Annotated in this window: 18 protein-coding genes; 9 read left to right on the top strand and 9 right to left on the bottom strand. The window is 56.3% G+C overall.

Annotated features, from left to right (window positions below; translation table 11 throughout):
- Nucleotides 1-33: 33 nt before the first annotated feature.
- The gene (locus G5171_RS04390) at nt 34-1,179 is read right to left on the bottom strand and encodes a MalY/PatB family protein (RefSeq protein WP_421259886.1); all 1,146 of its coding nucleotides are present in this window, start codon (nt 1,177-1,179) and stop codon (nt 34-36) included.
- Between the two features lie 182 nt (nt 1,180-1,361).
- Between G5171_RS04390 and G5171_RS04385 the strand changes: the two genes are divergently transcribed.
- Nucleotides 1,362-2,534 carry an MFS transporter gene (locus G5171_RS04385; protein WP_421259885.1) on the top strand — a complete coding sequence of 391 codons (1,173 nt, stop codon included), beginning with the start codon at nt 1,362-1,364 and terminating at the stop codon, nt 2,532-2,534.
- 15 nt (nt 2,535-2,549) lie between these two features.
- On the opposite strand, the gene G5171_RS04380 is transcribed toward G5171_RS04385, so the two are convergent.
- Nucleotides 2,550-3,464, bottom strand: coding sequence for a LysR family transcriptional regulator (locus G5171_RS04380; protein ID WP_139460472.1), 915 nt, complete (start codon nt 3,462-3,464; stop codon nt 2,550-2,552).
- A gap of 127 nt (nt 3,465-3,591) precedes the next feature.
- Nucleotides 3,592-4,347, bottom strand: a complete 756-nt coding sequence (locus G5171_RS04375; protein ID WP_005334909.1) for a YciK family oxidoreductase — start codon at nt 4,345-4,347, stop codon at nt 3,592-3,594.
- Between the two features lie 222 nt (nt 4,348-4,569).
- Here G5171_RS04375 and sohB point away from each other — a divergent pair, with 222 nt between their 5' ends.
- Nucleotides 4,570-5,577: a protease SohB gene (sohB, locus tag G5171_RS04370; RefSeq protein ID WP_421259884.1), complete on the top strand. Its 1,008-nt coding sequence runs from the start codon at nt 4,570-4,572 to the stop codon at nt 5,575-5,577.
- 180 nt (nt 5,578-5,757) lie between these two features.
- Nucleotides 5,758-6,981, top strand: coding sequence for an MFS transporter (locus G5171_RS04365; RefSeq protein WP_421259883.1), 1,224 nt, complete (start codon nt 5,758-5,760; stop codon nt 6,979-6,981).
- A gap of 36 nt (nt 6,982-7,017) precedes the next feature.
- Here the strand turns inward: G5171_RS04365 and G5171_RS04360 are convergent, their stop codons facing one another.
- Nucleotides 7,018-7,371: a DsrE/DsrF/TusD sulfur relay family protein gene (locus G5171_RS04360; protein WP_309506906.1), complete on the bottom strand. Its 354-nt coding sequence runs from the start codon at nt 7,369-7,371 to the stop codon at nt 7,018-7,020.
- Nucleotides 7,372-7,529: 158 nt separating this feature from the next.
- Between G5171_RS04360 and G5171_RS04355 the strand changes: the two genes are divergently transcribed.
- Nucleotides 7,530-7,922 carry a DUF1090 domain-containing protein gene (locus G5171_RS04355; RefSeq protein WP_421250628.1) on the top strand — a complete coding sequence of 131 codons (393 nt, stop codon included), beginning with the start codon at nt 7,530-7,532 and terminating at the stop codon, nt 7,920-7,922.
- Between the two features lie 164 nt (nt 7,923-8,086).
- Here G5171_RS04355 and G5171_RS04350 read toward each other — a convergent pair whose 3' ends face one another.
- From G5171_RS04350 to G5171_RS04340, 3 genes are all read right to left on the bottom strand, one after another.
- Nucleotides 8,087-8,335 (bottom strand): YfhL family 4Fe-4S dicluster ferredoxin, encoded by a 249-nt coding sequence (locus G5171_RS04350; protein ID WP_005334896.1) that lies wholly within the window; start codon nt 8,333-8,335, stop codon nt 8,087-8,089.
- 1 nt (nt 8,336) lies between these two features.
- Nucleotides 8,337-9,698: a tRNA 5-hydroxyuridine modification protein YegQ gene (gene yegQ, locus G5171_RS04345; RefSeq protein ID WP_421259882.1), complete on the bottom strand. Its 1,362-nt coding sequence runs from the start codon at nt 9,696-9,698 to the stop codon at nt 8,337-8,339.
- A 228-nt stretch (nt 9,699-9,926) separates the two neighbouring features.
- Nucleotides 9,927-10,664 (bottom strand): EAL domain-containing protein, encoded by a 738-nt coding sequence (locus G5171_RS04340; protein WP_421259881.1) that lies wholly within the window; start codon nt 10,662-10,664, stop codon nt 9,927-9,929.
- A 248-nt stretch (nt 10,665-10,912) separates the two neighbouring features.
- On the opposite strand from G5171_RS04340, the gene G5171_RS04335 reads away from it, so the two are divergent.
- The 4 genes from G5171_RS04335 to G5171_RS04320 all read left to right on the top strand — a co-directional run bounded on the left by G5171_RS04335 (nt 10,913) and on the right by G5171_RS04320 (nt 15,888).
- Nucleotides 10,913-11,635: a hypothetical protein gene (locus G5171_RS04335; RefSeq protein ID WP_421250627.1), complete on the top strand. Its 723-nt coding sequence runs from the start codon at nt 10,913-10,915 to the stop codon at nt 11,633-11,635.
- A gap of 30 nt (nt 11,636-11,665) precedes the next feature.
- Nucleotides 11,666-12,157 (top strand): CS1 type fimbrial major subunit, encoded by a 492-nt coding sequence (locus tag G5171_RS04330; protein ID WP_216978260.1) that lies wholly within the window; start codon nt 11,666-11,668, stop codon nt 12,155-12,157.
- Nucleotides 12,158-12,333: 176 nt separating this feature from the next.
- On the top strand, nt 12,334-14,667 hold the full coding sequence (locus tag G5171_RS04325; protein WP_421250626.1) for a CS1-pili formation C-terminal domain-containing protein: 2,334 nt from the start codon (nt 12,334-12,336) through the stop codon (nt 14,665-14,667).
- A gap of 21 nt (nt 14,668-14,688) precedes the next feature.
- On the top strand, nt 14,689-15,888 hold the full coding sequence (locus tag G5171_RS04320; RefSeq protein WP_216978262.1) for a hypothetical protein: 1,200 nt from the start codon (nt 14,689-14,691) through the stop codon (nt 15,886-15,888).
- A gap of 28 nt (nt 15,889-15,916) precedes the next feature.
- Here G5171_RS04320 and G5171_RS04315 read toward each other — a convergent pair whose 3' ends face one another.
- A complete protein-coding gene (locus G5171_RS04315; protein ID WP_216978263.1) occupies nt 15,917-16,555 on the bottom strand; it encodes a response regulator in 639 nt (212 codons plus the stop codon).
- A 164-nt stretch (nt 16,556-16,719) separates the two neighbouring features.
- On the opposite strand from G5171_RS04315, the gene G5171_RS04310 reads away from it, so the two are divergent.
- A complete protein-coding gene (locus tag G5171_RS04310; RefSeq protein WP_421250625.1) occupies nt 16,720-20,127 on the top strand; it encodes an ATP-binding protein in 3,408 nt (1,135 codons plus the stop codon).
- Here G5171_RS04310 and G5171_RS04305 read toward each other — a convergent pair.
- The gene (locus tag G5171_RS04305; protein WP_005347735.1) at nt 20,098-20,391 is read right to left on the bottom strand and encodes a hypothetical protein; all 294 of its coding nucleotides are present in this window, start codon (nt 20,389-20,391) and stop codon (nt 20,098-20,100) included. The two genes, G5171_RS04310 and G5171_RS04305, sit on opposite strands and share 30 nt — an antisense overlap.
- Nucleotides 20,392-20,603: the final 212 nt, after the last annotated feature.

The raw sequence follows: 20,603 nt of genomic DNA, 5'->3' as shown, positions 1-20,603 counted from the left end.
GGGATGGGGCTTGCCCATCCCGTTGCTGGCTGATCAGGGCTTGCTGTGGTTGAGGATTGCCCGCTCCATCCGCGCCAGCGCGTCGGTCAGCCGTGCCCTGGTGCAGCCGAAGTTGAGCCGCACGAACTGGCCGTCGCCAAACTGGGCGCCGGGGGAGAGACCAACGCCGGCCTGCTCGAAGAAGGCGATGGGATCGGCAAGGCCAAGGGCGCCCACATCGATCCAGGCCAGATACGTCGCCTGATGGTTGGCCAGCTTGACGCCGGGCCAGCGGGCAACCGCCTGCTGGATCAGGGCCAGATTGGCCGCCAGATAGTCGAGTTGCTCGGTCAGCCACTGTTCGCCACCCTCATAGGCCGCTTCGGCGGCGACAAAGCCCAGCAGATTGACGTCGGCGCTGATGCCGCGCATCGCCTGCTGTAGCCTGAAGCGCAGACGGGCGTTGGGGATAATAGCGAAGGAGCAGCAGAGACCGGCGATATTGAAGGTCTTGCTCGGGGCCATCATCACCGCACAGCGCTCGGCCGCTTGCGCACTGATGGCGCCGTAGGGAATGTGGCGGGCGTTTTTATCCAGCAGCAGATCGCAGTGGATTTCATCGGAACAGATCACCAGATTGTGGCGCGCAGCAATGGCATCGATGGCCAGCAGCTCGTCACGGGTGAAGATGGTGCCGCCCGGGTTGTGGGGGTTGCAGAGCAGCAGCAGATCTGCGGCGGGGGCCTGACGCTCCAGCTCTGCCAGATCCAGCACCCAGCGACCCGCCTCTTCAACCATCGGCACGGTGAGCAGGGGACGATCATTGAAGCCCGGCGCCTGCAGGAAGGGGTAGTAGACCGGCTTGGGGGTGATGATGCCGCGGCCATGCTGGCTCCACGCCTTGCAGGCAAGGTTGAGCCCCGGCACCACGCCGGGCAGGAATACCAGCCATTCGGGCTCGATGGCCCAGCCATAGCGGGTCGCCATCCGTTCGATAATGAGTTCGATCAGGCGCGGCGAGGGGCGTGAATAGCCGAAAATGCCGTGGGCGACCCGTTTGGTCAACGCCTCAATCACGGACGGGGGGGAGACAAAGTCGGTATCGGCAACCCACATGGGCAGCACATCCTGACCCTTGTACTTGTCCCATTTCAGGCTCATGGTGCCACTGCGGTCTACTTCCTGATCAAAATCAAACATGCGAACTCCTTGTGCTGGCAGGATGGGCTTTCACTCTACGGGGTCGCGGCCTCCCTCGCAAGGCGCACACCTGCTTATGCCATCCTTGAGCCCGCTCTTGATAGTGACATAAGATAGGCGCCGAATTTTCATACGGCTGCCGCCCGTTAGCCCGTATCGTCCTTCCAATCAGTGGTAACCCTATGAGCTTGTCGATAGCGGCGGTCAAACGCCCGGACCCCGTCTCTCTTTCGTTTCTTGCCGTGACCTTTATGACCGGCGTCGCGGTGGCACTGCAGGTGCCTACCTTAAGTCTGTTTCTGGCCGAAGAGGTGCAGGTGCGCCCCTTTCTGGTAGGGCTCTTCTATACCATCAATGCGGTAGTGGGCATACTGGTCAGCCAGTTGTTGGGCCACCGCTCCGACAACAAGGGGGATCGCAAGCGACTGATCCTGCGCTGCTGTTTTGCCGGGGTGGCGCTCTCCTTGCTGTTTGCCTGGAACCGCAACTACTGGCTGTTGGCGAGTCTGGGGGTGATGCTGGCGGCGCTGGCGGCCACGGCCAGTCCCCAGCTGTTTGCGCTGGCGCGGGAGTACTCCGACAGCCGCAACCGGCGGGCTGATATGTTCAGCTCGGTGATGCGGGCCCAGTTTTCGCTGGCCTGGGTCATAGGCCCGCCCATCGCCTTTGCGCTGGCCATCGGCTACGGTTTCGAGCTGATGTACCTGGCCTCGGCACTGGCCTACCTGCTCTGCGCCCTGGTGGTGTGGCGCTGGCTCCCCTCTCTCCCTTTGCCCAAGATGGCCGAAGAGACAGAGCGGGTCAGCAGCTGGCGTGATCCGGCGGTGCGGGCGCTCTTTATCGCCTCCACCCTGATGTGGACCTGTAACAGCATGTACCTCATCAATATGCCGCTCTATATCACCCGGGAGCTCGGGATGGATGAGAAGCTTGCTGGTATCCTGATGGGCACGGCGGCGGCGCTGGAGATCCCCTTCATGCTGCTGGCGGGTTATTACACCGCGCGCTTTGGCAAGCGCCCCATGATGTTGTTGGCGGTGCTGGCTGGCGCGGCCTTTTACACAGGTCTGGTGACCCTCACCGACCAATACGCCCTGATCGCCTTGCAGCTGTTCAACGCCATCTTCATCGGTATCGTGGCGGGGATCGGCATGTCTTACTTTCAGGATCTGATGCCGGGGCGAGCCGGGGTGGCGACTACCCTGTTTGCCAACAGCATCCGCACCGGCTCCATCATGGCAGGGGCTATCGCCGGTGTGGTGGCGGAGGTGTGGAGTTTCCACGGGGTCTTTATGGTGGCGCTGGGATTGGCGCTGGTGGCACTGGCCGCCAGCTGGCGGGTGCCCAACGTCTGACGGGGGATCTGGCTGTTATTTATCGTGCTGGGACTGGGCGTGCGGGAGCTGCGATGACTCGCCCTGATACTCGTTACGCAGGCAGCGCAGCAGCAGCTCGGTCGCAGGGCCGAGGGATTCGGGGGAGAGGGTCAGCAGATAGGTGTAGAGGTGGCGCTCGTTGCCGCTCTCCAGATCCAGCTGTATGAGTGAACCTTCCGCCAGCTCCCGCTCAACCAGATGGCGCGGCAGCCAGGCATAGCCGAGGCCAAGGCGCAGCATGGCGAGCACTTCGTGGTAGTGGGTCGCCTTCCAGCCGGTGTCATCCGCATCGTTCCAGTCCACCGAACGGTGAATGGGGGGATGCAGGCTGATCTGGTTGTGGCTGGTCAATACATCGCTGCGGATCGCCCCCTCCTCCTGTGCCAGCGGATGACTGGCGGCGCAGAGGGGCAGCAGGCACACCTCGTCCAGCAACAGGCCGGTGCGATCGCCGGGCAGGTGCTCGGAGAGCATCAGATCCCCCGGTTGCAGGGCGTTGAAGTGGCAGTGAATGCGTTCGTGCAGGTTGACCCGGCAACCCCGACTGCGAGGATAGAAGCTGGCCAGCGCCCGATAGAGGCGATCCCTTGGCTGCAGCGCCGAGACATAGAGGTTGATCTGCGGCTCCCACTGCCGCTCCAGGTTGTTGGCCAGATTCTCCAGCTCTTCCACCTGCTGGCTCAACTGACGGGCCCGCTTGAGGAAGATCTCGCCCGCCGGTGTCAGCACTGCCTTGCGGCCGCGCACCTCCAGCAAGGGCACCCCCAGACTCTGCTGCAACTTCGCAACCGCATGATTGAGGGAGGACTGGCTCTTGTTCAGCGCCTCGGCCGCCTGGGCGTAGCCGCCGCAGTCGACCACCGCCTGAAAGATCCGCCATTGCTCAAACGTGCTCTTGGGACGAAACATAGTTCAACCTGATTGGAGATAGGATGGTCAGTGGTTCGAACAGGGAGCCTGTGCCCCCTATTCAATTTAACCCTTGCCGCACAACACTCTGGGTATTTTATTGATTTATTTGGGCTGATACGCCTGTTTATTTTGGCTGAGCCACAAAGGTCTGGCCGGTTTTGCCGCGGCTGTCCGACCCCATCAGGTAGAGGTAGAGCGGCATCAGGTCGGCCGGGGTCTTGAGGTTCATGGGATCTTCCGCCGGGAAGGCGCTGGCGCGCATCTTGGTGCGGGTACCGCCCGGATTGAGGGTGTTGACCCGCACGCCTGTGTTCTCCAGCTCGTCGGCCAGCACTTCCATCATCCCCTCGATGGCAAATTTGGAGATGGCATAGGTGCCCCAGTAGGCGCGCCCTTTGCGTCCCACGCTGGAGGAGGTGTAGACGATGGAGGCATCGCCCTGCGCCTTGGCGGTCTGGCGCAGCAGCGGCAGCAGCGCCTGGGTCAGCAGGAATTCCGATTTGACGTTGACCTGCATCACCTCGTCCCACTCCTTCTCCTGAATATGTTCAAACGGAGAGAGGGTACCGAGCAGACCGGCGTTGAACAGCACGCCGTCGAGGCGGCCAAACTGCTGGGCGAAGGTTTCGGCCATGCCGCGGTAGTGGGCGGCGGTGGCCCCTTTCAGATCCACCGGCACGATGGCGGGCAGCGGATAACCGGCCGCTTCAATCTGGTCATACACGGCTTCGAGTTTGGCGCTGGTGCGGCCGAGCAGGATCACGGTGGCACCGTGGGCGGCGTAGGTGAGGGCGGCTTCGCGGCCGATCCCGTCGCCGGCACCGGTGACCAGAATGACTTTATCCTTGAGCAGATCGCGGGGTGCCTGATAATCGAGCATGACAACTCCTGTTAACAAATTCCGGCCATAAGTGCATGGCAATCGGCGCCAAGTGTACTGATCCGCGCGCCTGTTTGACCAGCCAGCGGCAAGAAAAATGTGAAGAAAATAGAGAGGTTGTGATGCTCTGGTTGGTTTTTCCGGGCACTGGCTGCGATTTTTTGCGCGCATTCACCAAACTCCCTAGAATGTGACGAAAACCGATCCATTCTGGAGTCCATCGTGACATTTCTGACCGAATATGGCCTGTTTCTGGCCAAGACAGTGACCTTTCTGCTGGCCATCGGCGCCATCATCCTGATGATCGTCAGCACTCGCCAGCCGAAAGCGCGCAAGGGTGAGCTGGTGGTGACCGATCTCTCGAGCGAGCTGGAACAGGGGCAATTTGCCCTCAAGAGCGCGCTGGCCAGCAAGGCTGAGCGCAAGGTGATGGAAAAGCAGCAGAAGGAAGAGCAGAAAAAACGCACCAAGGCCGGTGATGAGCGAAGCCGCCTGTTCGTGCTCGATTTCAACGGCAGCATGGATGCCAAAGAGGTGGCCTCCCTGCGCGAGGAGGTGAGCGCGGTGATTGGCGTCGCCCAGCCCGGCGACGAGGTGCTGCTGCGGCTCGAATCCGGTGGTGGCGTAGTGCATGGTTACGGCTTGGCCGCTTCCCAGCTGCAGCGGCTGCGCGATCGTGACATCAAGCTCACCGTGGCTATCGACAAGGTGGCGGCGAGTGGCGGCTACATGATGGCCTGCGTGGCGGACAAGATCCTGGCTGCCCCCTTTGCCATCGTCGGCTCCATCGGGGTGATCGCCCAGATGCCGAACTTCAACAAGTTGTTGAAAAAGCATGACATCGAATTCGAGATGCACACCGCCGGGCAGTACAAGCGCACTATCACCATGTTCGGCGAGAACGACGATCTGGGGCGCGAGAAGTTTCGCGAGGAGCTGGCGGCGATCCACGAGCGCTTCAAGGCCTTTGTGGCCGAACACCGCCCGCAACTCGATATCGATCAGGTCACGACCGGTGAACACTGGCTGGCGAGTCAGGCCAAGGGGCTGGGGTTGGTGGATACCCTCTGCACCAGCGATGACTACCTGCTGGCGCAGGCCAGCCACCACAAGGTGATCGGCATCAGCTATCGCAAGCCAAAAAGCCTGACCCAGAAGCTGGGGCAGCAGGGCGCGCAGGCGCTCGAGGCAGGAATTGGGCGGCTGTGGCAGCAGAGCCCCTGGCGCTAGCCAGAGAGAAATCCTGTGATAAAAAGGCCAGCCGATGCCCATCGGCTGGCCTTTTTGCATCCGGTCGCACCTTGTCGGTGAGCGAGGGTTGTTTCTATTGAGGCCCTCTGTTACAACTGAATGCTTTCCCCGTTTATGACAGGATCTTGTGGTAAGAGCTGCGGGGCATGGAGCATAGCGATGTCATGGAGCACCTTCAGGCAATTTACCCCGCTGGTCTGGATCGTCATTCTGGGCACCTTCATGGTGCGCACCAGCTACTACATGGTGTGGCCCTTCCTCTCCATTCTGCTCTATCGGGAGTATGACCTTTCGGCCACCTTCATCGGCCTGTTGCTGGGTGGCTCGATGGCCCTCTCTACCCTGGTCAGTTTCTACGGCGGCTGGCTCTCTGATCGCTTCGGGCGGCGCAGCATACTGCTGGCCGGTTGTCTGGTGGCGATGATCTGTTTCGGTCTGCTCGGTTTCTCCCATGCGGTGTTCTGGCTCGGGATAGGAGTGATGGGCAGCGGCCTCTCGTCGGGGCTCATCGATGCCCCCGGCAAGGCGCTGATGGCCGACAGTCTGGCCTCGGCCAAGGCGCGGGAGCTGGCACTGCACCTGCGCTATTTTCTGCTCAACCTGGGGGCGGCGCTGGGGCCGCTGCTCGGGGTGACCCTCGGGATCAACGCCCAGCAGGAGACCTTCCTGTTTCTGGTGGTGAGCTATTTGCTGCTGGCGCTGGCCTTTGGCTGGGGCTTTCGCCGGGCTGGCAGCACAGGCAAGCCGGGGACTGCCGGGCCCGGCTTGCGGGATGCAATCAAGGTGTTGCTGGCGGATCGCGCCTTCCTGTTGCTGGTGATGGCCAATCTCCTGATGGTGCTGGTCTACTCCCAGTTTCACTCACCGCTGGTGCAGTACCTGACCCGGGCCGGTATGCCGCAGGTGGCCGAGCTGGTTGCTCTGCTGGTGGCGACCAATGCCCTGACCGTGGTGCTGCTGCAGTTTCCGCTGCTGCGCTTGTTGTCACGCTGGCCGGTGCGGGTACGGCTTCATATCGGCATGGCGCTCTTTCTGGCGGCCCAGCTGCTCTTCGCGCTGGGGGACCCGATGGTGCGCAGCCACTGGTTTGGCGCCGTGCTGCTGCTCAGCATCGGCGAGACCATCCTGTTCCCCCTGCTCAACGTGCTGATCGACCAGATGGCCCCCACCCACCTCAAGGGAAGCTATTTTGGCGCCAGCGCACTGGCCGGTTTGGGAGGGGCCGCCGGCGCCCTGCTGGGAGGCTGGATCCTCGAGCAGTGGAGCGGTCAGCTGCTCTATGTGCTGATGGCGCTGCTTTGTGTGGCGATTTTTGCGCTTTATGAAGCTGGCGCCCGACATCATGGTCGGCGAAGTGCCCGGCAGGAGTCGGTGATAGGCTAACCGGGCTGACTTCGCCGCTGGCCAGCCCCTTATGGTTCAGAAGGTCAGCACCTTGTCGGCCGCCAGGGTCCATTGGGCCAGCATCGGCAGGGTGCCGACCTCAATGCCCTCGATCAGTGGCAGGGCGGTGATGCCCCGGGCATCGGTGCAGGTTTTGCACAGGCGAATGGTGACGCCCTGAGCCAGCAGGATCTCCAGCATTTGGCGCAGGTTGTACCCTTCGGCCGGTGCCTGACCGGCCAGTGCCGCACTCACCGCATCTGACATCAGGAACAGCTTAAGGCTGGCGCCACCCTGTTCGCTCAGGGCGATAGCGAGACGCAGGGCATTGAACAGGGATTCGCTGCCATAGGGGGCGCCATTGGCGATCACCACAATCTGTTGATTCATAAGAGACTCCTGATTCTAAAAAGCGTCATTGTAGAACCAACCGGATGACGATAGCGTGATGTCGCACAACTTCTGTCGCACCTTTTCCCTGCTTGCTTGACCCGTTAGCGAAACACGGTTCTTATGGTCAGTTCGCAAACATGACCGGGTGAATCGAGATGTGGAAAAGTGTAGGAATAGGGTTGCTGCTGTTGGCGGGTCATGCCTATGGCAGTGAAGCTGTCGGCTGCAAGGCTCGTCTGCAGGCCGTCAACGACCAACTGGTGTTTGCCAAAGCTCACAACAATGCCGGACAGATTGCCGGCCTGGAACAGGCTGCGCGCAATATCAAGGCCAACTGCACCGATGAGGAGCTGCTCAAGGAGCAGAAAGAGCGGGTTCACAAGCTGCGTGGCGAGGTGGACGAACGCCTGCTCGAGTTGCAGGAGGCGAGAGTGAGTGGCAAGCCGGAGAAAATTGCCAAGCAACAGGCCAAGCTGGAGGAGTCCCAGACCAGGATGCTGGAGGCCCAGCGGGAGCTGGACAAGCTGAGTCGATTGATCGGCAAGTGATGGCCAGTTGCTGAACACAGGATCAAAAAAGGCCGATTGCTCGGCCTTTTTTCGTTTTACTGTCGGTGCATCCGCACAAACGTCCCCATCAACTGATCTTCGGTTTCCACATGAGCAGGATTCCGGATGATGCAGTCTGCGAGTTGCAGACGCTGATGCCTGAGTTACTGCCGGTGCATCCGGACGAACTTTTCCATCAGCTGATCTTCGGTTTCCACATGAGCGGGATCCCAGATGATGCAGTCGATAGGGCAGACACTGATACAGGTCGGCTTCTCATAGTGACCGACGCACTCGGTGCAGCGACTTGGGTCGATCTCGTAAATCTCCTCACCCAGGCTGATGGCCTGGTTCGGACACTCGGGATCACACATGTCACAGTTGATGCACTTGTCGGTGATGAGCAGTGCCATCTCAGGCGGCCGAGTGGGGCTGACGGGTATCCTGACGCTCACCGAGGTTGCGCAGCAGGATGCCGTAGTTCACGTCCACTTCCTTCGGCACCGGCACATAGACTACGTGGCCGTTGCCCGGTGCGGTGTCGATGAGTTCGCCCTTGCGGTTCTGCATCTGCTCCAGATTGAAGCTGAGGTTGCCCTGCGGGGTCATCAGCTCCAGGCTGTTGCCCACCAGGAACTTGTTCTTTACCTCGACCTCGACCATGTCACCGTTGCGACCGGTGATCTCGCCGACGAACTGCTGGGTGTCGGAGACGGAGTAACCGTAGTCGTAGTTTTGGTATTCGCTGTGGTTGTGACGGCGCAGGAAGCCCTCGGTATAGCCGCGGTGGGCCAGATTCTCGAGGGTGCCCATCAGGCTGCGATCGAACGGGCGACCTGCCACTGCATCGTCGATCGCCTTGCGATAGACCTGTGCGGTACGGGCGCAGTAGTAGAAGGATTTGGTACGACCTTCGATTTTCAGCGAGTGAACGCCCATCCTGGTCAGTCGCTCGACATGCTCGACGGCGCGCAAGTCCTTGGAGTTCATGATGTAGGTGCCGTGTTCGTCTTCGAACGCGCTCATGTACTCGCCCGGGCGGTTGGACTCTTCCAGCAGCACCAGCGCATCGGTCGGCTTGCCAAGTCCCAGGGTGTTGTCCGGACGCACGGCGATCGGCTCCTGACGGTGGACGATCTGGCCTACCTCATCTTCTTTACCTTCGTGCACCTTGTACTCCCAGCGGCAGGAGTTGGTGCAGGTGCCCTGGTTGGGGTCACGCTTGTTGATGTAGCCAGAGAGCAGGCAGCGGCCGGAGTAGGCCATGCACAGTGCCCCGTGGACGAACACTTCCAGCTCCATCTCCGGCACCTGCATGCGGATCTCCTCGATCTCGTCGAGCGACAGTTCGCGGGAGAGGATGACCCGGGTCAGGCCCATCTGATGCCAGAATTTCACCGTGGCCCAGTTGACTGCGTTGGCCTGCACCGAGAGGTGAATGGGCATATCCGGAAAGGCTTCACGCATCATCATGATAAGACCGGGGTCGGACATGATCAGCGCATCCGGATTCATCTCCACCACCGGACGCATGTCGCGGATGAAGGTCTTGAGCTTGGAGTTGTGGGGCTGGATGTTGGCCACCACGTAGAACTGCTTGCCCAGGGCATGGGCTTCGTTGATGCCGAGTTGCAGATTCTCGTGATCAAATTCGTTGTTACGTACCCGCAGGCTGTAGCGGGGCTGGCCGGCATAGACGGCATCGGCACCATAGGCATAGGCGTAACGCATGTTCTTGAGGGAACCTGCGGGGGAGAGCAATTCTGGTTTAAACATGGCTGACTCTTTATGTCTGATTGCAAATCAGGACGACGCCACCTGATGGCATCGTATGGCTTGAGCTGCGGGGGGAGTAGATACTCGGACCGCTACCCGATAACGGCATATCCGGGCTGTACGTTTATAAACAATATGCGCCGGATAAACGGGGTGCGAGATTGTACTCGTCCTCACCGTATCATGCAATTTGGCAGGGGCTGGAGTCGACGTGATCAATGGGGCCTTTCAGGCCCAGCGTGAGAGGGGGGAGGGCATGGCATGGGCATAGCCCTGCTGATAGTCACAGCCGAGCTGGTTGGCGATCTCGATGTGTTGCTGGGTTTCAACCCCTTCGCACACCACCTTCATACCGAGCCGCTGCAAGTACTCTACCAGGCCGGTTAGCATCCGTAGGGCATGGCTACTCTTGGTGGCTTGCAGCAACAGGGAGCGGTCCAGCTTGATGATCTCGTAAGGCATCGCCAGCATGCGCTGGAAGTTGCACTCCAGGGTGCCAAAGTCATCGCACGCGATATGGGCACCGTGGCTACGCAGTACCTCGATCAGGGCCAACGCCTTGCGCTGTAGCGGGGCGTACTCCACTACTTCGAACCATATGTCGATCCCCACCTTGCGCGCCTGCATCAGCACCAGTAATAACAGGTTCTGATAGGTGGGGCTGTTCAGTGCCGGGTTGAGATTGATGGAGAGGAAACAGGGACCGTTTTTCGCCAGAGTCGGTAGATCACGCATGATGGCTCTGAGCATGACGATGTCCAGATGTAGAGACTGCTCCTCACTGAGGGACGCAAAGTCGATGCCATGATAGTTCTGCCGGGCAGGCTCCCAGCGTCTGGCCAGTACCTCGTAACCCTTGACCTGATGATCCTGGCCAATGATTGGCTGATAAAAGGGCATGGCAAGATCGGCTACTGCGATGCTTGCCATGTCACTTATTGGGTACTCTTCTCGAAATGCAAACACGGCACTCACCTGTTGACTGATAAGGGGTGCGGATAATACAGCAGAGATGCGTGAGAAAGCCTGTAGGAATTGTCTGATATGTCGGCGGTGTTTTTTGAAGTCAATATCAGAATATTCTGATTAACAGTGGTTCATGTGACTCGTAAAGTAGTGTCATCGATATCCTTTCGGGTGGTTTGCAAAAATATATAAATTTACACAATGTAGGGCAAATAAAAATCTCGCAGCAGTTTTTTGGATAAAAATTTATGAGGAAGTTCATTTCAATTCTTTTCTGCTTAATATGTGGAAATGTTTTTGCATCAGCTGAAATAAGTATTGGCACGCTCTATGACTACATGTCAGGACAACAGAGCACCTATTTGAAACGGGTTCGTAATCAGGGTGATGCAACAGCCTTTGTAAAGGTGGCCATCCATGAAATCACCTATGACAGTGATGGTATGCCACAGGAGTCGCCGGAGCTGACAGAAGGTAATCGAGCACTGGTTGCAAGTCCTTCCAGGCTCATTATTCCGGCAAGTGGTGTGCAGGCAACCCGTTTTCTGTTTATGGGAGATCGCGATAAAGAGCGCTACTTCAGGGTTCGGTTTATTCCTGTGTTGCCCAGAGCAGAAGACAGCTTTGATATTGATGCCGGTGCAATTCAGAAAGAACAACAACAGGTCTCCGCTGGTGTAAATATATTGACCGGATTCGGCTCAATCCTGTTCGTGATGCCAAGAAAAAGTCACTTTGATACCCAAATTATTGAAGATGAGAAGATGACCACCATCATCAATAAAGGCAACACAACACTCATACTGGATTTTTTTGAAGAATGTAATGAACGGAAAACAAATTGTTCCAGCCCGACCAAGATTCATCTGCTGCCAAATATGAAAAAGCAGTTGATGAAGAAGAGCGATCGCCTCTATCGATTTGTGCTGATAGAGGGCGACAATAGTAGAAACATGGTGATTGGTCACTGATGTTTCTTATATCCGAGAGAGGAGAGAGTAATGAAAGTATGGATAGCTGCGCCCCTGGCCATGCTGGTGTCGGCCAATCTGATGGCTGCCGAACGTGTCGAGCATCAGGTCACCGTGACCGCCCAGATCCCGACCGAAGCTTTCTATGTGCAGCCGACCGGCGGGGACAACTGGATGAGCACCCCGCAGAAGCTGGCCTACAACCCTTATACCAAGAAGCTGGACAAGCTGAGCAAACAGCTGGATGCCAAGAGCACGATCGGCGCCATCACTGGCTACCTGACCAACCCGGCCGTGATGGCCAGCGGCAACGACAACATTCCCCTGACCGTTAAGGTGGGTGGTGTCGCCCTGTCGACCACCTCCGTTGAAGTAATGAAGGCTGATGATGCCAAGACCGGCAAGTTGTTGGGGCTGGAAGTGATCCCGGTGGATGCCCCGGTCACTGGCTACAAGCCAGGCAACTACCAGGGGGTAGTGAACATGATATTTGAATCGGAAGCCCCTAAAGGCGGCGCATAAGCCGATTGATGGAGGCTCCCTGTATCGGGGGAGCCTTTTTGTCTTTGCTTAGAAGAGCGAGATAGGTCGTGTCGTATTTCTCTTTCCTGTTGATCCTGGTTGCATTGTGTGTACCTGCCTGGGCTACGGGGGGGCATGTTGCACAACCCCTTGACCTGCTACAACAAGCAGAAGATTTGCCTGATGGTTTTGCCGACTACTTCTTCGGCGTCCCGCTGACGGTGCGCATCCTGGTGGATGGGCAACTGTTGGGGGAAGGCGAGATAGTGCTAGGCAAAGACACCAGTGTACAACTGCTGGCTCTGACCGACGGCCACGAGAGCGAGTTGGAAGAACGGGACCGCCAGCGCTGGAGCAAGGTGTTGACGGCATCCCATCGACTGGGCCCATGTCAGAATCAGTGTACCGACGAAGTGCTGGCGCTGGAGTACAGCCTGGAGAACTCCCAGTTGTCGGTGCTGACGGCCGGTGCCGAGAAGGGGCAGCCGCTGACCCGTTATCACAACCTGCCCAGCGGGGGCAGCTATGGCGCCCTGTTGCGCCACCAGTTGAACCTGATCCAGGGGGAAGGGGAGCAGCGCAGTGGCCGTTACAACCTGATGGCACAGGGCAGCATAGGACAGTGGACGCCGCTGCTGGAGGGAGAAGTGAGCCAGTCTGTCAGCGGGCAGGCGGCTCAGCATCATGTGCAGCAACTTTATGCCGAACACGAAGGTACAGGACATTTCTATCGGCTGGGCTACTTCTCGCCCTATGCCCAGGGGCTGGTGCGTCAGCCCACCCTGTTTGGCGGCGGCACTCCGACCGTGCTGGGGGTCATGCTGGGTGACTCCGACACCCTGTTGATAGAGCAGGGCCAAGTCAGTACCACACCTGTCTATGTCACCCCGAGCCGACCCGGCATGGTCGAGATCTATCGAGATGGGCAGCTCATCAACTCGCAGCAGGTGCTCTCCGGCTTGCAGGCGCTGGATACCAAAGTGCTGCCCACCGGCATCTACGAGGTGGAGCTGCATGTGCTGGAAGATGGCCAAGTCACCGAGCGGCGCAGAGAGATGATCTACAAGCCGATGAACTGGCAAAACCCGGATGAAAGCTGGCGCTTCAACCTGTTTGTGGGCCAGCAGACCCGCTTGTTCAGCAACTGGGAGGAGGACACGGCCCGGCCTCTGAGCAGCGGCGTCATGCTCAACCATCTGCTCACCCCTTCGGTGGTAGTCGGGGCCTCCAGCCAGTATATCGACCAGCGCTGGCAGCATGGTCTCTCTGCCGACTGGAGCCTGGATAAACAGTGGCGGTTGTTTGGCAACCTGATGGCGACACAGGCGCTGGGCAGCGGCTTCGATCTGCAGGCTTTGTACCATTATGGCGAAGGTAGCCTGGTGCTGAGCCACCAGCAGCAGCGCCAGCATGGGAAAGTCGGAGAGGAGAGCCGTGACCTCAAGCAGAGCAACCTGTCGTTGCAGCAGCGGCTCGATGAGTGCCACTCCGCCAACTTTTATCTGGCACACCAGGTGGGGCGTGGGCTGGGGGCAGATCTGGGCTGGCGTTACAACGGAGAGTTGCTTGGTCATACGGTGAGTTGGAACCTGACGGTGTTTGACCGGCCAGGTAGCATCAGTACCGATCATGCGAGGGACAGGGGCGGCATGCTCTCCCTGAGCATGAATCTGGGAGGAGAGCATAGCCTACTGGCCATCGGTATCGGCAGTCGAACCTCTCGTTCCGGTGGGCAGGAGCGCAACGCCTCCCTCGGGTACCAGCAACAGTTGGAGTGGGGCGCACTGCAGAGCGTGGGGGCCAACTTGACTACCGACAGTTACGGCGTTGGCACGGCAGGCTACGCCAAGTTTCAGGGGGAGTTGGTCAGTGGTGATGCCCACCTGCAATCATCCTCCTATAACCGGGCGCTGAGCGGGGGGCTCAACCTCGACAGTACCTTGGCGTTTGGCGATGAGGGCAGCTTGACCATGACAGGTCAATCGCAAGGGTTCGAGGCGGGCATGATAGTGGACCTGGAGTCCGATATGCCCGAGCTGACTCTGCGCGCCGATGACGATCAGGGTAGCAATATCAAGTTGCGGCCCGGTCGCAATCTGATACCCGTAGCCGCCTATCGCAGCGGTGCCGTGCAGCTGGATCTGGCAGAGCACGATGCGCCCTCGGTGAGCATTCGCCCCAACGTGCTGCCCTATCATCTCAACAAGGGGGGGGTGGCCTATCACAAAGTCAGGGTCATGCAGACAGTAACCGTCATCGGTCGATTGTTGGATGAGAAGGGCGATCCCTTGAGAGGCGCCATGGTGGTCAACCACGCGGGCCGCACAGTCAGCGAGGCAGATGGCTTCTTTGCGGTGGAGATGAGCGAGCGCAATCCCAGCTTGCAGGTGGAATATCAGGGAGCACAGCAGTGCGATCTGGCGCTGGACACGGCCCGAGCCGAACGCCAACAGGCTGTGTTGTTACTGGGTGATCTAGTTTGCAGTACCCAGGCCTGGGCCAGTCAATAAATGCTTGAGCAGGAAGAGATAATGAGAGCTGGTGCGATGTACGGATATTGGTGGTTAATAGCAGGCTTGCTCTTTGGATTTCCATGTCAGGCTGCAGTCGTTAAAGTGACCGCTGAATATAAGCCTGCAGTCTATGATGCTGATAATGGAACCTTTGTTAGCACTACAAAATGTGTGAAAACCAGTGAGGGAATGTGGCTTTCATCCTGTAGTGGCGGTGTAATGTCACTTGATAGCTTATTATTTTCATTAAAAACTAAAGTAAAGCGAAATGTGATAAAGGATTTTTCAAATACAAGGGATTCCTTTGTTTCTCTAAGTTCGTTGGGAAACAAAACCATGATTATTACATCTGATAAAGGGCAACAGTTCTCGGTTTTATTTAAGCCTGATAAGTTAGGAGTGCATTTTGATTCTGTTGTCAATCAAAATGATGGCTGGAAAATATACAATACATCCTTTACAAATCCTCGAGGTGGATGTCGCTATCTTGAGCGGCAGGTTGCAGGATATATTAATCTAACCTCTTGGATCGTATTATGGGGAGATGTTGGGGGGAAATCTTGTTATACAGGACTATCTGTGGATGGCACGTCTAATATACAAGCGATGTTTTTCGGTTTTAAAATAACACCACCCTCCCCACTGAAAATGCCAAATGGAATTTATACCGGTTCGATAATTCTCTCTGTAGGCCAAAATAAAGATATCGATCTTGGTAATGGGGTATATGAAGATAATCAACTGATAATAGAATTGACATTAAAAGTTCAACATCAAATAAAGGTAGAGTTTCCTCCTGGTGGTGACAAAGTCGTGTTGCAACCTCCTGGTGGATGGCATGACTGGATTTATCGTGGGAAATCACATATTCCTCCCTATTTGATAGCGGAGTTACCATATCGACTATGGAGTAGTTCAGATTTTAATGTCTGGCTGAACTGCCAGTATGCCATTGGTGAAGTCTGTATGCTGAATAATGAAAGGCTCGGGATGCAAGTCAAACTTGATGTGATTTATGTAAATAAATCAAAAGAAGAGTTTCCTTTGACGCATGGCGTTAAGAAGCTATTCACAGCAGGTATAAAAGACCCATATTACATAAATGAAGAACGCAGCATCATCTTTAAAGTGCAAAAGCCAGTTCTGGCCTTGATGATGGAATATCCGGGCAGCACTTATAAAGGTAATGTAACCCTTATTTATGATGCCGCGATTTAAGGCTCGGGTGATTCACCAAGGTCAAGGTTCAGGCCAGCCCTTGCTCTTTGGCATAGTGAAACAGGTCGCTATCGCTTTGCAGGCCGAGGCGTACCATGGCGCTCTTTTTCTGGGTGCTGATGGTCTTGACGCTGCGATGCAGGTACTCGGCCACCTGGGTGACAGACATTCCACTGGCTAATAAACGCACGACTTCACTCTCTCTTGGTGTCAGTTGCTGTGATTGGGCCGGGTTAACCATACCGCTTTCCGCCAATAACATTTTCACTGAGTGGCCAAGATATTTTTGGCCCGATAAGACATGGCGAATGGCATCCGATAATTCACTGATGACGGCTTTCTTCAATAATATTCCGCTGACCCCAAGCTGCAGCAAGGCTTGGAGTATCCCGGCATTCTGTATCTGTGTCAGCACGATAATCGAGAGTCCCGGGTAGCTTCTTTTTAAATTTTGGAGCATCACTAGGCCATCACTGCGAGAGTCACCAGGCATACTAAAATCAGTTATCAAGAGATTGCATTGGTGTTGCTGCAATGTTTTGAATAATTCGGAGACCTGATGTGCCTCGGCAACAATTTCGCAACCTGGTTGGTGTTGTGCAATAAGGCTGCGGATCCCGGTCAGTATAAGCGGATGATCGTCGGCAAGAATGATCTTGGAAGACATAGATGAGCCCTATATGAATATTACAATAATATTTACACTAGCAAACATTTCATTTCTATACTACTTTACGCGACCTTTTTTAGTATTCAGATAATGCTCTCTCCTTCAGAAATCGTACAGTGAGTCGTCTTCATATGAACATATACCGATGCATAGTCGCCATAATGATATGTCATTTCTGCATATTCACGACGTCTGCCTCTGCTCATAAAAACAACTCATTACCAACAATAAAAGTCGGGTTATTAACTGGAGGATGGGGGCCATTTCAGCGGTGGGATGGACATAATGCCAGCGGTTTCAGTGTTGAATTGATCACGACCCTGGCAAGGAATCTTGATTATCATATTGAATGGAAAACATATCCTGACTGGAACCAGCTATACGTAGCGAGTTGTAAAGGGCAATTGGATATTATGCTGGACTCTTTTCGATCGGAAGAGAGTGAGTGCGTGACCTATAGTCGGCCTTATTATTCTTCACCGACCGTGGTAGTAGTGCGGCATGATTCACCTTTGTTTAAAAATGTCAGTGGTTTGAATAAATCGCGCATTGCGATAGAAGCAGGATTTCTGACTGAAAAGCTGGTGAGAGCGCATTATCCAGAGGTACAGCGACTGCTGTTTCAAGACACTGACATGGCACTCCAGGCCGTATTGGACAAGCGGGCCGATGCCTATATCGGCAATTTGCATGTCACGAATCAGTTTATTGCCCAGCATCCAGAACTGGCAGTGGTCGCCCAGGCTCCCTTGTTGATGGAGAGCCTGCATCTGGGAATAAGCAAACATAACTCTAGGCTGGGGGTTCGCTTTGATACAGCGATCCAGGCGCTGAGCATTGAAGAGCGCAGCGCTCTGGAACAACGCTGGTTGAGCGACAATAACCTTAACTTTCAGGGGCATAGTGGTTTTTTACTGCGACCGGATGAACGTGACTGGCTTGCGAGCCTGCCCCCCCTTAAGTTGAGCTTTATTCCCAAGTGGATACCGTTCTCCTACTCAGATGGTGACGGTAAGCTCACAGGATTGATCGGCGATTACATGAATGTCTTCAAAGACAAGCTAGGACTTGCCTATCAATATCGCGTTGATCAGAGTTGGCCTGAATTGTTACAGGGATTGCTGCATCAAGATGCGGATATTGCTGTCATCCCGACCCGAATAATCAAGCGTATTAGCGGTTGGCAGATTAGCCAGCCGATTGCTTCGTTTCCTGTTGTGATCGCCATGTCTCGTGCGAGTAGTACGTTTGGGGGATTTGCAGAATTGGTGGGCAAGCATTTGGTGGTTACCGATAGCTTGCTGGTTGCAGAGCTGCGTGCTCGTATTCCTGATATCAGGACTACTGTGGTTTCCGGCCCGAAAGAGGGACTAGCCATGGTTGCGTCTGGTCGCGGAGACGCTTACATAGGCAATCTTGCAGTGATATCTCGACTCATCAATGAGCAGTTTGATGACAGCCTGCATATTGTTGCGCCGACGCCTTTCAGAGATGAGCTGGCCGTAGCGGTGCGTGAGCCTTACACCCCCTTGCTGCCTTTGATTAACAGGGTGCTCGCCAGCATGAGTGACAAGGAGAAACAGCAGATCCGCAATAGCTGGTTGGCATTGAACTACAGCGAGGGGATCCCTTGGCATAAATTAATCAGAACTCTGATCCCTATAGGTATCGGGATTGCCCTGTTTATCCTGATACTCTCGGTGGCTTACTGGCGGCTACGTCAGGAGATAGTTCGTCGTCGTCAGGTCGAGGCTGCACTCGCCATGGCCAAGGCAAAGGCTGAGTCGGCCGCCACCCAGAAAGGGGAGTTTCTGGCCACCATGAGCCACGAAATTCGCACGCCCATGAATGGTATCGTCGGCATGGCGGAGCAACTCACCTTCACCGAACTGACCCTGGAGCAGCGCCAGATGGTGGAGATCATCAACCGTGGGGCTCAGGGGCTGCATGCACTGATCGACAATGTGCTCGACTACGCCAAGCTGGAGGCGGGCAAGATGCAGCTCGAGCAAACCCCGTTTCTTCTGCGTGAGCTGATTGACAGTGTGCTGACCATGACGGTGAGCGAGGTACACCGCAAGGGGCTCCGCGTCTACTTGTGGGCTGATGCCGGAGTTGCGGCCCGGGTAAGCGGCGATGCGCTGCGTTTGCGTCAGATCCTCTTCAACTTTGTCAGCAATGCCATCAAATTTACCGAGCGGGGCTTTATCGAGATTTCGGTGCAACTGCTGGCACAGAGGGAGGGGCAACAGCAATTGCGCTTCGGTGTGCGCGATAGTGGCATCGGCATGACACCCGAAGCGCGTGACCGGATCTTTAATGCCTTTGAACAGGCTGAGAGCTCCACCACCCGCAGTTATGGTGGCAGTGGCCTGGGGCTTAGCATCTGCCAGACCCTGGCCAACTTGATGGGGGGCGAGATCCGGCTGGAGAGTGCCCCGGGGCTAGGTACCTTTATCACATTGACAGTCACGCTGCCTGTTCTGGCACAGCGAGAGCCGGATCTCCGTCTCAATGGCCTGCAAGCCAGCATTGAACTGCATGACGATAAGCTGTGTCACACCCTGTTACTGCATCTTGACGCGCTGGGAGTCACGCGAACGTCGCCCCCTGATAATGCTCAGTTGCGTTTCAGTGACCATGACCTGGTGGCTGAGGGCGTTATCCGGGTGCTGCCGCTGGCCACCCCTCTTGGCTATCGCAGTGATGAGAAGGGTTACATTCTCAACAGCAATCCCATGACCTGGCATGCAGTGCGGGAAGTCTGCTATCGCCAGCTGGCCTTGAGCGATGAGATTGTTACGCAAGCGATACAAAAGAGCGCAGAGTGCGAGCCCATGCTGCCCTGTAGGGTTCTGCTGGTGGAAGATAATCCCCTTAACCAGCAGCTGGTGATACGCCAGCTCGGGCAGCTCAAGCTGAACTGCGAACTGGCTGAGCATGGCCAGCAAGCCCTCGAGATGGTCGCGCAGTATCCCTATGATCTGGTGCTCTGTGACTGCCAGATGCCGGTGATGGATGGCTATGAGTTCACGCGCAGGGTACGGGCTGGGGAGGATAAGAAGCGCTTGCTGATCATTGCCATGACGGCCAATGTCATGCCTGAGCAGGCTGAACGCTGCTTTGCCGCCGGCATGGATGATTTGCTGGGCAAGCCGGTGCTGCTGGATGGTTTGCGTCAGATGCTGCAAAAGTGGCGTATCTTGCCATCACCATCCTTGATTGATGTCGCGGCCATGGCGGCTTTTTTTGGCCAAGGTGACAAGTTGCGGCAGATGTTCCCACTCTTTCGTCAGGAGCTTGAGCAAGCGATGGGGCAGCAACCACAGGATGACAAGGCTCTGGCTAATTGGGTTCATCGTCAGGCAGGAACCGTCAGTATGATGATGGCGCCGCAGCTGGCTGAAGAGGCATGGCGATTGGAAGAAAAAATCCGCCAGTTTGGATCGTCAGCTTGTACTGACGAGCTGACACGCTTTCGTGCCCAACTACAGCAAATCATCGGGGAGCTGATGCGTTTAAGCGAACAGTATGAAGAGTCAGTTGTTGTCGAGGGAAAACTGGAGTAGGGGAAACTGCTCACTCATAAAATCGCGGGGTGTATGGCCATTACCTGCGCCAGCCAGCCACTCCCAGTCCAGTTTTGGTGAGCCGGCTTTGAAGCGCTGATAGGCAATACCCTTGTGAACTGTCAGAAAAAGAGTCGTAGGGAGTCCCAGCTTGTTGCTGTAGCGCACCATCAGATCGCCCTGATAGTCGTTGCTGATTCTGATTTTGAGTGCCTGCAGTGTCAGACCTGTTGCGTGGCCATGCTCATCCCAGACTTCAAACATGATGTGAACACTCTGATGTTGATGATGCCACGATGAGCAAGCTGGGATGCAATTGCAACTGTCAGATCTGACAAGGGCGGAAAGGTGAATTGGCGATAAAGCGAAAACCCGGCGCTAGGCCGGGTTTTCTGAATGATGGTGGAGGGAGAAGGATTCGAACCTTCGAAGGCAGAGCCGTCAGATTTACAGTCTGATCCCTTTGGCCGCTCGGG

The organism is Aeromonas sp. 600774 (assembly GCF_049175075.1).
Taxonomy (GTDB): domain Bacteria; phylum Pseudomonadota; class Gammaproteobacteria; order Enterobacterales; family Aeromonadaceae; genus Aeromonas; species Aeromonas veronii_A.
Note: the sequence above shows the minus strand (reverse complement) of the source record. Positions and strands in the feature narration are given on the sequence as shown.

Bases quoted from the DNA above. Each gene is read 5' to 3' on its own strand.
- G5171_RS04390 (WP_421259886.1), bottom strand. From the start codon at position 1,179: ATGTTTGATTTTGATCAGGAAGTAGACCGCAGTGGCACCATGAGCCTG.
- G5171_RS04385 (WP_421259885.1), top strand. From the start codon at position 1,362: ATGAGCTTGTCGATAGCGGCGGTCAAACGCCCGGACCCCGTCTCTCTT.
- G5171_RS04380 (WP_139460472.1), bottom strand. From the start codon at position 3,464: ATGTTTCGTCCCAAGAGCACGTTTGAGCAATGGCGGATCTTTCAGGCG.
- G5171_RS04375 (WP_005334909.1), bottom strand. From the start codon at position 4,347: ATGCTCGATTATCAGGCACCCCGCGATCTGCTCAAGGATAAAGTCATT.
- G5171_RS04365 (WP_421259883.1), top strand. From the start codon at position 5,758: ATGTCATGGAGCACCTTCAGGCAATTTACCCCGCTGGTCTGGATCGTC.
- G5171_RS04360 (WP_309506906.1), bottom strand. From the start codon at position 7,371: ATGAATCAACAGATTGTGGTGATCGCCAATGGCGCCCCCTATGGCAGC.
- G5171_RS04355 (WP_421250628.1), top strand. From the start codon at position 7,530: ATGTGGAAAAGTGTAGGAATAGGGTTGCTGCTGTTGGCGGGTCATGCC.
- G5171_RS04350 (WP_005334896.1), bottom strand. From the start codon at position 8,335: ATGGCACTGCTCATCACCGACAAGTGCATCAACTGTGACATGTGTGAT.
- yegQ (WP_421259882.1), bottom strand. From the start codon at position 9,698: ATGTTTAAACCAGAATTGCTCTCCCCCGCAGGTTCCCTCAAGAACATG.
- G5171_RS04335 (WP_421250627.1), top strand. From the start codon at position 10,913: ATGAGGAAGTTCATTTCAATTCTTTTCTGCTTAATATGTGGAAATGTT.
- G5171_RS04330 (WP_216978260.1), top strand. From the start codon at position 11,666: ATGAAAGTATGGATAGCTGCGCCCCTGGCCATGCTGGTGTCGGCCAAT.
- G5171_RS04320 (WP_216978262.1), top strand. From the start codon at position 14,689: ATGAGAGCTGGTGCGATGTACGGATATTGGTGGTTAATAGCAGGCTTG.
- G5171_RS04315 (WP_216978263.1), bottom strand. From the start codon at position 16,555: ATGTCTTCCAAGATCATTCTTGCCGACGATCATCCGCTTATACTGACC.
- G5171_RS04310 (WP_421250625.1), top strand. From the start codon at position 16,720: ATGATATGTCATTTCTGCATATTCACGACGTCTGCCTCTGCTCATAAA.
- G5171_RS04305 (WP_005347735.1), bottom strand. From the start codon at position 20,391: ATGTTTGAAGTCTGGGATGAGCATGGCCACGCAACAGGTCTGACACTG.